This window comes from Streptomyces nanshensis, assembly GCF_001751255.1.
Lineage (GTDB): Bacteria > Actinomycetota > Actinomycetes > Streptomycetales > Streptomycetaceae > Streptomyces > Streptomyces nanshensis_A.
The window spans coordinates 17931-28330 of the sequence record NZ_LJGW01000042.1 but is presented as its reverse complement, the minus strand read 5'-3'; the positions used below and the strand labels follow the sequence as shown (position 1 = coordinate 28330).

At 71.8% G+C, this 10400-nt stretch carries 6 protein-coding genes; 4 read left to right on the top strand and 2 right to left on the bottom strand.

Annotation, left to right across the window (positions count from 1 at the left end; genetic code table 11):
* Window positions 1-363: 363 nt before the first annotated feature.
* Window positions 364-2841, top strand: coding sequence for a hypothetical protein (locus AN218_RS35920; RefSeq protein ID WP_141747408.1), 2478 nt, complete (start codon window positions 364-366; stop codon window positions 2839-2841).
* Window positions 2838-4157, top strand: a complete 1320-nt coding sequence (locus AN218_RS35135) for a hypothetical protein (protein WP_070014747.1) — start codon at window positions 2838-2840, stop codon at window positions 4155-4157. The genes AN218_RS35920 and AN218_RS35135 overlap by 4 nt, the downstream gene beginning before the upstream one ends.
* A gap of 163 nt (window positions 4158-4320) precedes the next feature.
* Here AN218_RS35135 and AN218_RS02150 read toward each other — a convergent pair whose 3' ends face one another.
* Together AN218_RS02150 and AN218_RS02145 are read right to left on the bottom strand one after the other, a co-directional pair.
* Window positions 4321-5133 (bottom strand): hypothetical protein, encoded by an 813-nt coding sequence (locus AN218_RS02150; RefSeq protein WP_070014745.1) that lies wholly within the window; start codon window positions 5131-5133, stop codon window positions 4321-4323.
* Between the two features lie 296 nt (window positions 5134-5429).
* On the bottom strand, window positions 5430-7955 hold the full coding sequence (locus tag AN218_RS02145; protein ID WP_070014743.1) for a CpaE/TadZ family protein: 2526 nt from the start codon (window positions 7953-7955) through the stop codon (window positions 5430-5432).
* 515 nt (window positions 7956-8470) lie between these two features.
* Here AN218_RS02145 and AN218_RS02140 point away from each other — a divergent pair.
* The gene (locus AN218_RS02140; RefSeq protein WP_141747407.1) at window positions 8471-9127 is read left to right on the top strand and encodes a hypothetical protein; all 657 of its coding nucleotides are present in this window, start codon (window positions 8471-8473) and stop codon (window positions 9125-9127) included.
* A 426-nt stretch (window positions 9128-9553) separates the two neighbouring features.
* A complete protein-coding gene (locus AN218_RS02135; RefSeq protein ID WP_141747406.1) occupies window positions 9554-10156 on the top strand; it encodes a hypothetical protein in 603 nt (200 codons plus the stop codon).
* Window positions 10157-10400 lie beyond the last annotated feature (244 nt).

Sequence of the window (10400 nt, the reverse complement as noted above, 5' to 3'; positions counted from 1 at the left end):
CGGAGCAGGTTCTGCTCCGCCCACCACCTGGCTCGACGTGTGTGCCAGGACACGAAGCGGCCCGGGACTGCGGGATCCCGGGCCGCTTGCGCTGTCGAGGAGGAGGTGAGACCTACCCGCATCTCTAGCTGAATACCGACGCTTGCCCGGCCGCTCTACCTCCCCAGGTGGTGCCGGGTGGCGATGAAGGCATCCCTTCTCCTCCTCGAACTGGAGCAGATCATAGCTACCCGTACGAGGGCCAGTTCAGCCATGCCTCAATCAGGCCCCGATGTGTCTGACTTGGCCCGTTCACAGACTTCGTCCCGTCCTCTACATGATCGTCAGACGGGGCCTTCTCATCCCTTGCAGTTGAGTCCGACGATGCGTGTCCGCCTGCTGAACGCGGTCTTGGAGCTCATCCGGCACCCGTCTCTGAGTAGTAAGTCCGATGCGGCGCGCCTTGGTGCGGTGGTGCTCTTCACTAAGGCCTCGGCGGAGACCTGCCGTACACGGACTTGGACGGCCGAGCTGGGCCGGTGGCTCGGGTACTGCGAATCGCACGTGGGGCACGAGGTACTGCCCGAGTTGCGGGCGGCCCGGTTCCTGGCTTCGGAAAAGGTCACCGATGAAGCCGGCAACGTGCGCGGCCTCTCCTGCACGATCCGGCCGTTGGTGTGGGCACGGCAGACGGGAGGCGTGCGGCACCCCCTGGCCTTGTCCCGCGAGGAGCTGGCGGTGCTTCTGCGGGTGCTCGAGCAGCTGTTCGCTCCAGGCTGGCAGCCGAAAGACCCCTCCAAGACCGCGACTCCTCCCGGAGTGCTGGCCGAGCGCACGGGCCCGGGAGCTGCCACGGACCGGCTGGCGCTAGTGCTGCTAGCTCTGAGCGCCCGGGAGAACGGGCAGGTGAGGCTGGTTGGCGGCCCGGTACGCAGAGGGCGCAGTCGTGGTGAGGCGACGTTGGCTCACCTGCTGGGGTGCAAGATCTGGGGCGCGGCGAAGGTGCTGTCGCGTCTGAAGGATCTTGGTGCTGTCGAATCCGTGCCGGGGCGGGGCGGGAAGTCGGTGCTGGTGGTGCCGGAGGTCGCCGTCGCGCATGGCCGCCCTGAAGCGCGGAGGGGCTGCGCTGGTGACGCTCCCGGATCCGGCGCTCGTGAACGGGTCCGCCAGGGAGGCGGGAACGCTGCGGCGGGTCTGCCGGGGGTTGTGGTGGATGACCGGCCGGTCGCGGGGGAGGGGCAGGCCTCCTTCGATGACGTGCTGGAGGAACTTTCGCTGCGCCCCGCTGCTGCCGTTGGAGATCTTCAGGACCACGGGAAGGCATCCGAGGCCGCTTCAGGCCAGGCGGCACACGGGGTGTCGCACTCGCGTGAGGGCTGTAGCGACTTGGATTCCGGTGCCGACCACCACGCCGACCACGCGGGGGTGGTCACTGTGGTTGATGTTGGTGCGGGTAGTGACTGCTTTTCCGGCGTAGCCGTCGGGGGGACCGGTGGTCGGCCGGAACGCGCGCGCGAGCGCGAGGATGGTGATCCTGCACGTTCTTCGCCTGCGGAGCTCGGCGCTGCACCTGGCCCGCGGGGCGGGGAAAAGCTTCCACCAACCCTCAGCAACCCCCCAACAGCGCCTCTTCGGCGTCACCGGCTGGTGCTAGTCCGGCCTGCTGGGGTTCCCAGTGATCTGGTTGAAGCGCTGGAGCCGGTCCAGTGGCTGTGGTCGCGGATTCCGCGGTCCAGTACCCGGCGCTGGCTTGCGCGGAAGGTGCGACACGAGCTTCAGCGCGTACGCGGAGTGCTAGGTCCGGAGGGGGCGGAGGCGGTGCTCGCGCACCGCCTCCAGCGACGCCTTCTGGATCAGGACGGGCCGGTGGCCGATCCGGTCGGCTGGCTACTGGGGCGCGGGCTGCCTCGCCGCGTGGTCTGCCATGATCACCGCTGCGACGAGGGCAGGCGCATGGACACCGGTGGCGCGTGTGACAGCTGCCGGATGCTGGTCGGTGACCGGCGCGCCCGGCGCGGCAGCGTGTTCGCCGAGGTGGCGGCGGAGATGCCGGGCGCCGCCTCGGAGGTGCGTCTTGCCGAGGTCGAACGGCGTCTCCAGGCCCGTGTTGTCCAGGACATGGTGGCCGAGGCCGGGCGCCAGGAACTCGCGGTCCGGGAGCGGGAAGCGCGTGCGGCGGAGTTCGCGGAGCGCCGGCTGCGGGCGGAAGCCGAGCAGCGGGAGGTGCAGGCGCGTCCGTGCGAGGAGTGCGGGCAGCCGGACGCGGCCGGGCTGTGCGAGGTCTGCGGGAACTGGCGGTCGGTCGACGAGGCGGTGGCCCGGGCCGTGGAGCTCGCGGCTGCGGCCTGGTGTGAGCCGGAGGACGCCGCCGATCGGGAGCAGGTGGCCGCGCAGGTCGAGTCCGACGTCCGGCAGGAGCTCGACGGTGAACTCCAGCGGGCCCAGGATGCCGGGGCGACGCGGTTGACGCTGTCGTGCCTGGCGCGCCTGACGGCCGAAGCCGCGGTGGGGGAGTACCGGCGGTCGGCGCTGGCGATGCTCGGGCGCACGCCGCAGGCCGAGGAGGAAGCGGCCGGGGCGTTCGCCGCCCGCATGCGCAGCGCGCACCTCTACGACGACCGCGCCAGCGCTCAGGCGGCCGCGGACCAGGCCGCGAGGCAGGCGCGGGCCCGCACGGCCCAGTACCTGCTCGCTTCCCGGCAGGAGGCGCTGCGCGTGCAGCAGCGGCACGAGGCGCTCCCGTCGGAGCCGGTGGAGACGCGGGCGGAGCGCCTGGCCCGGTACGCCGCCCGGCCGCTCCCGGAGGACACCAGGCCAGGCGGCTCGGACGTCGCTGCTCTGGCGGAGGTGAGCGGGCAGTGACGGCGCCAGCGGTGCGCGGTTCCGCGCGGCGGCCGGTGGCGGTGTGGGAGCGGAAGCCGCTCTCGGGCCGGATGCGCAGGCTGCTCCTCGAGGGCGATGTCGAGGACCGATACGTGGGCCGGGACGAGGCTGACACCGGGTACCGGCAGACGATGGCGCTGGCGGTGGGCTGCTCGCAGCCGGGCCGGGAATGGACGCCGGCCGACTTCCACCAGGCGCTGATCTACACGCCGACAGCGGGCGGCACGTGGGCCCGGCGGCTGCGCCAACGCAAGGGCACGGCGTACGCCGAAGCGAAATTGACCGACATGCTCTTCCGTGCCCGGGAGTGGGTGGCGCGCTCGGGCACGATCCGCGGCCGGGACGAGGCGTGGGAGCAGATCGAGCGGTTCCGTCGGATCGTGGAGATGCGGCCGTGGCCGACGCGTCGGGGAAGGGACACGGACCTGAAGAACCTGGTGGCCAGGCTGGAGCTGTGCGAGTGGGCCGGCGGGCTGGAGCACACGATCGCGGCGCGGCCGCTGGCGGAGCGGATGGGGTGCGCGAAGCAGACCGTCGCCGACAGCGACCAGCGGCTCATCGAGGCCGGCTTCTTGGAGCAGCTGGAGCGAGGCACCGGGGCGAACCACGGGAGCCGGTGGCGGCTTCGTCTCCCGGACGACCTGCCCGAGGAGCTGCGCAGCTGGATGTGTGCGACACCAGGACAGTCACCAACTGCCGGGGAGAGGGGGGCAGAGACTGTCCTAGTCCTGCACACCGACACCGCGTCGCTGGCCGCGGTGATGGCCCACGACGCCTTCCACCGCTACGCCCACGGCACCAGCGGCGCCCGGCTGCTGGCCTGCCTGGACGCCGTCGACGGGCGCAGCGCCGAGGAGTTGCGCACCGCAACCGGGCTGCACCGCACGACCGTCGGCCGGAAGCTGCGCGCCATGGCCGCGGACGGCCTGGTCACCGAGCTGGAGGGCCTGTACTACCTGGCGGCGGAGCTGGCCGGAGAGGTGGCTGTCCACCCGCACGAAGCGACGCTGCAGGCCGCCGCGACACAGCGCGGCACCGCCGGGGCCGGACAGCGGCGCCGCCGTCGGCACCAACGGGAGCGGGCGGCCTTCCAACGCTGGTGGGCCGAGCGGCAGGTCCGTCGGCGAGCGGCGCGGCCGCGGCCGGTGCTGGTCCCCGCCGGCGTGGTGGACCCCTCGACCGGTGAAGTCCTCGATAGGCGGTGGCGCGGGTGGGACGTCTCGGATCCGGCCCGGCCTGTCTGGCGCGACGACGGTGACGTGCCGCTCCCCGCGCACGCGCACGGTGCAGCGTGACAGGCCCTGCCGGTACACTCATCACCAGGAGAGGCTGCTGACCAGGGACAACGCTCCCGGAAGCCGTGTGCCCCGGGTGTCCGGCGACTGCGTGCGCACCCGGGGCCTGGAGCGGATTTCCATTCTGGAAATCGACCCATGTTCGTACTTGTGTTCGAGGCGGCTACGGCTCTTCACGCGCTGGCGGCAGCGTGGTGTCCTCGAGGGATGCGCTGGCGACCTCGGCGAACGCCTCCAGCGCCTCCTTCAGCTGCGCCCGTGCTGGGGAGAGCTTCTCCTCGGGGAGCCGGCGCTCTTCGCCCACTCCCATGGGATCGGCGTGCAGAGCTTCCCGCTGAGCGCCGGTAATGAGCCCGGCTGCTTCAGCGTCTCGCAGCGGTGCGGTGGCAGCGGCGTGCTCCCGCTCCTGCGTGCTGTCGGAACGCGCGTGGTAGATCCGGCTCAGCGCGCGCCGGGCGGCCACGGCTGTCTCCGGGAGCGGTGGCGCGGCGCGACGGGCGAGCCCCAGGTTGCGCCATCCGTAGAAGACGGCGTGGTCCGCTCTGATTCCCCAGGTGACCCCCTCGACCTGATTCCTGAACTCCCGGGCACGCTCCCAGACCTGACGGGGGCCCAGGATGCGGATCTCGGCTGCGGCAGCGTTCACGCGCTCACGCTGGTCGACGAAGGGATCAGCGGGCTCCTCGGTCCCGATGGTGCGAGAGTCCAGCCCGGCGAAGTCCTTGAGGTCTTTCAAGAGGGTCAGACCGAGCGTGTAGAAATCGACGAAAGCGGCACGGCGCGCTTCGTGGTTGTGCTGCTCCAACGCCGTGGTGTAGCCGCCGCGTGCCTGCGTACGCGCGGCCTTCTGCACACCACGCGCCCCGTACATGGCGCCTCCGGCGGCTCCGAGGAGCGCCGCGGCCGCGGTGATCACGGCCGCAGTGACATCCGCATCGCCGCCGGCTAACTGGATCACCTCTGCTGTGCCGCTCATACGGTCAACCCTCCCGCGGAACGGCGCGCACGGGCACCCGCTTCAGCTGCCCGCGAAGTGCGTCACCAGCCGCCCAGAGTGGACGGAAACGGCGCGCCCCGGGACAGACCCGGTGGTCGCCAGCGCGCGTACGGGAGCCGCCGACCAACGGGTCCCCAGATCGCCGACGGCGGAGGGGACACGGGTCAAACCGCGGCGCAGCCCCTCGGCCACCGGCGGGGGAGCCGGCCGCAGCCCGTGATCGGCAGCCTGTGCAATCCTGCCGAACCGTGGGTGCCGCCGGCTCCCCGGTGCGTTCACTCCGTTCCGGTGCCGGTCTTGAGTGCCCGGAGGGCCAGGGTCGCCAGGTCGTGCTGCACGTCGCGCACGCGGCGGTCGCTCCAGGAGGCCGGCCCGAACCCTCCCGCTCGGGGCTCCAGGAGCCGCCGCTGAGGGACCGTGCACACCCCTGCGATGCCTCGGGAGGCCAAGGCCTCGCTGACCGCGTCCGCCGATTGCGTCGCGCTGTCGGCCCGGAAGAGGTTGACGACGATCGCCGCGGCGGCGTCTGCGTTGAGGCGGAGGACGTGCAGATCCCTCTCGAGCGCGGCGGCGACATGGTCGGCGTCAGCCGGACGGTGGTGATGCTCGAGAAGATCTGCGAACTCCTCGACCCGTTCCGCGTCGGTACGCTCCTGAGCCACCCACCGTTGGGCCACCGTCTCCCAGTCCGGCACCGATGCCGCGGCCCCAGCGTCGTGCAGCCGGGTCGTGAAGGCACGGCGCAGGGCGGGCAACTGCTCCGGGGCGGGCTCGAAGGGCCTGCGGCCCTTCGCGGTGAGCTCGGCGTGGTGCCCGGCCCAGCATTCCCGAACCTGCGGCCATGTGCCGGGGTGCCTCCGCAGGCCTTCGGCGTCGACCGCACTCAGGAACCGGACGCGCTCCTCAGGGAGGTCGTCATCGCCGTCGGGACCGAACGGATCCGGACCGAAGGTGTCCAGCCAGCGGGCCGCGCCAGCGACGTCCCACCACCAGTCCTCGGCCGGCTCCCTATCCAGCACCTCGGAGGGGATGTCCGGCAGGAAGCGGGCATCGAGCAGGCTCAGCAGCCTGTCGGCATCCGACCGGGGCAGGTGCCCGGCGTCGTGCTTCAGATGTGCGGCGAACCGCTCGTCAAGCCACCGGAACACCCGTCCCTGACACCAGGCGCGACACTCGTCCGCGCTGACCGGCTTCGGGTTCTCGTCCAGCTCGGGCAGCCGGGCCAGGAAGCTATCGAGGCGCTGGACCAGATCGTCGAGGGCCTGTCCGTCGGTCCCCAGGCGCTGGAGGTTACGGCGACGGTTGTGCTCCGGCCAGATCTCGCGCGCCTCCTCCCACACCCCTGGATAGCGGCGGTGTCCTTCGGCGTCGATGGCCTCCAGCAGTTCGCGGCGCCACTGCGCGAGCGGGGCGGCATCCTCGGCCGGGAGGATGTCCTCGGGATTCAGCCGCGGCCTGTTGAAGCGCGCCCACCACTCCTCGACATCCTCCGCGTCCTGCGGGTCGTAGAAGTCAGCGCCGTCCTCGGCCGCCTCCTCGCCGTGGTCGGCGTCGTAGAGGCGGCCGAGGGCGAAGGCGAGGAACTCGCTGTCCAGGGCGGCCAGCAAGGCCTCGAGTTCGCCAGCCGCCGGAGGGCGTCCGCGGTCGGCGGTGAACAGTTCGTCGAGCCGGTCGTAGGTCTGCACGTGCACCGGGCGGCGGTCGATGACGTCGGTGCTGGTCCAGTCCCAGTGGACGTGGCGGCCGACCGCGAGGGTCAGGTCCGCCTTGGGAAGGCCGCGCGTCCGCCACCGGCCGAGGTCCAGGATGACCAAGTCGCCCCGCTGGAGGGCTTCCGCCGCCCGTTGGTCCATGTCGTCACCGAGCATCCCGGCGGAGGCGACCTGCAGCTGCCCGGAGCCGGAGGGGAGGTCCACGGTGTGCCAGTCCTCCCCGAGGGGTGCGCCCGGTGCCTCCTGCCGTACCACCGCGTCGTCGGTCACCAGCGCAACGCGGGCGCCGGTGCCGGCGAGGCCGCAGGCCAGCTGCATGCTCACCACCGTGGAGCCGTTGCCGCCGCGGTGGGAACGGACGTGCACCACGCGGGGAGCGCGGTAGGCGGCCGGACCGTGCGGCCGCGGCTGCAGCGCGTCTTCATCGTCGGCCAGGAGGTCCATGCTCGGTGCCTGCCGGGCCATCTCGGCGCGCTGGGCCAGCGCGAGCCGCGGCCGGCGCAGCGCGCGGCTCCACGCCGGTGCCGCTGACTCCAGGTCGGCAATCTGGTTCCGCCAGGCCGCTTCCTCCTGCGGCGTCGTGGCCTGGTCCGCCAGCCACTCCAGCCCGGCCTCGGCCACGAGCTCGTGGGCGGCGTCGATGTCCCGGGTGCCGGCGTCCCGAGCGGTCGCGCCCACCAGCACACGACCCGCATGCCCGGGAACCGACAGATGCAGATACCTGCCCACCGCGGCCCAGCCCAGGCCGGGAACGCCACGGATGTCGCCGTCCGGCGCGCGGCTGGGCAGCAACCGGGCCAGGACCTCTGCCTCCACGCCGGCAGCCGGCCACAGAGTCAAGAACTTCGCGGAAGGGGTGGCCTTGGCGATGCCGAACAAGGTATCCGGCGTCTCCAGCCCGGCGAGCGGATCCGTACACCGGGCGAGGGCGATCAGCAGGGCAGCCTCAAGGACCTGCTGCTGGGGGTCTTCGGCGTCCGGTACGGCGCCGTGGGTGAGCCCGTGCTCGCGCAGCCACTGCCGGGCCTGGTTGTTGTTCTCTCCGGTGATGCGGGAGCGGAGACGGGTGTTGCGGTCGGCTTTCGCCATGAGATGTCCAGTCTCGGCGTGGCTCCCGGACCGGCACGCCGAACAGGCGCGGAAAGTACCAAGCGCTGTGAGGATCTCCCCCTTGCCGCCATGTCAAGCACGCGAGTCCGGGTCGCCGTGCTGGGCGGGAGGTAGCAGGTCTACCGTGCCGTCATACTAGCGTGCGCCGCACCCAGGCGAAGACCCCTCCAGCCAGGGGCCGGACCCGGTGTCGAGCACCGGCCCGCATGCGGGGGAGCCTGACCGGTCATCGGCCCGCCCGCCGGAGTGCGCGACCCTAAGCCCGTGCACAGGGGACGTCCGCTCCGCCTTGATTCGGGAGAATGCCCACCATGCCCTCTCGCTCTCCTCGGAAGGCACGGAAACGCTCCGCTGGGAAGCAGTCGGCGCGGAAGCGGGCGGCCGCCGCGCCGCTGAAACGGCCTCCCGTACGCCTCGGAGCCATCGACCCCGTCGGCCTTGCCGCCGATCTGCGGCGCCTGCATGAGGCAGCAGGCGACCCGAACGTCGAACGGATGCCGCCAGCCACAGAGTTGTGGGGCGTGCTGATCTACGCGGAGCAGCACTTCGGTGCGCTCACGGATCCGGCCGCACGCCAAGCCAGCGGGCTGAAGCGAACCCTCCTGTCGGAGTACATGATCCAGAACTTGCCCATTCACCAGGGCCGAGGTGCTCGCGACGCGCACGAGGCCGGCGCGTGGTGGGAGACCATCGCCGGGTACTACGCGCTCGAGAGCGCCAGCGGCGCCTACAAGAAGTCCCGCCGCCAGCGTGCCGATGAGCTGTCCGCCCAGCCGGGTGCAACTCCCGTACGCCGGACCACCGAAGCCGTCGCCCAGGCCGAGGCCGAGATCGCCGCCGCGGCCCGGGCCGCGCGGGAGCGGGAGCAGCTGGAGGAAGTACGGCACACCGTCACCGCCGAAGTGGCGCGGGCACTCCTGGCGGTGCGCGGCGAGCTGAACCTCGACGAGGAGGCGGCCTACTGGCTGGAGCAGATCGAGAAGGTGCTCCCGTGCACGACACCGCTGCAGTACGCGAGCTTGGCCGTCTACCTCTCCGCCGCACTGCGGTACCTGGACCAGCTGGCACAGCCGGCCGACTCCGCGCCCGTCACGCGAGTCCTGAACAGCCTCCGCGCCTGGGAGAAGCCCGGCGAGCAGCAGTCTTCCTGACTGCGGTCCCTCAACCTGCCGCCGGCAGCCGCCGCAGGTGCAGCACGCCGCGCGCAGAGCGAGCCGCCGTCCGCGCGTACATGGCGGGCCAGGCACCCCCCGGAGATCGCTGGCAGAGATGCCGATGCGGATGGGACGGGCATCTCCAGCCTCTCGGAGTGCTCCAGGTCAGGTCGACTGCGGTGTAGAGGGCCGCGGCCAGCACCCCGCACCTGGCGCCCACGGGCAGGTGGTACCCGCTGCCTTCTTGCCGTTAAGGTGATCCACTTCGCGGTCGCTCGTGCGATCGCACGAGCGAGGGGAGGGGCGAGCGGTGCGTGGTCTGAGGGCGCGCTTCCACACCATGGAATGCAGCTGCAAAAGTGCGGCACGCCCCCACGGCGACGGCCGAGCGCAGGGCGCTGGGTCGTGCGGACAGATCTAACGTTGAGCACAACGCCCGTGACCTTCACCTGGCAGGCCTGGCAGGAACTCCAGCGCCGACACATCGCCGCCCAGCAGGCCGAACTCGACAGCCCCGCAGACTTCACCGACGAGCAGGACCGACGCGACCTGTACGCGCAGCCCTGTCCGGTCTGCGCCCGCCGCGGCACCTGGACCCGCACTGCGCGGGAGGTGTCCTTCACCGGCTGCGGACACAGCTTCCCCATACCGGCGAAACCCCAGACGCCGGAGCCGGAACAGCGACGCCCGCGCGGCCCCGCAGCCCACCTCGCGGACCACGACACCCGCACCGGGGCGATCCACTTCGCCGACGGAACCATGCTCGCCATCCGCCAGGCGGCATGGACGAACTTCCCCGAGCGCGGGCAGTACGGGGAGGAGCGCTGGCAGCTCACCACGACCGTCGCGAAGGACGCCTACGTCCCCGAAGGCACCGCCGCGCTCACACGCGTCGACATCGCCGGCCAGCCCTTCGCCACGGATGCGGCCGTGGTCGAAGTCGCCGACCCCGACGCCGAGCGCCCCGTCATCACGATCCAGTGGAGACCGGCGGACCGCCGGAACCTCCCGCCTGCAACGCCATGACCCGCCCCCGCAGATAGGTGCCGGCGCCCGGGCCGATCCCGGCGATCACCGCCGGCCGACCCTCTGAGGGGATGAGGTCACGGGAGCGAAGTGATGCCATGAACGTCGCGGAGGTGCGAGCGTGCGCGGACGCGGCAGTCGACCTCACCACTCCGGTCCAAGTCCGCACGCGCCTGCTCCTCGTCTCCCTGTAGCTCGACGCATTCAGCGCACTGCGGTTGATACGGGATGGACTCGCTCGTAA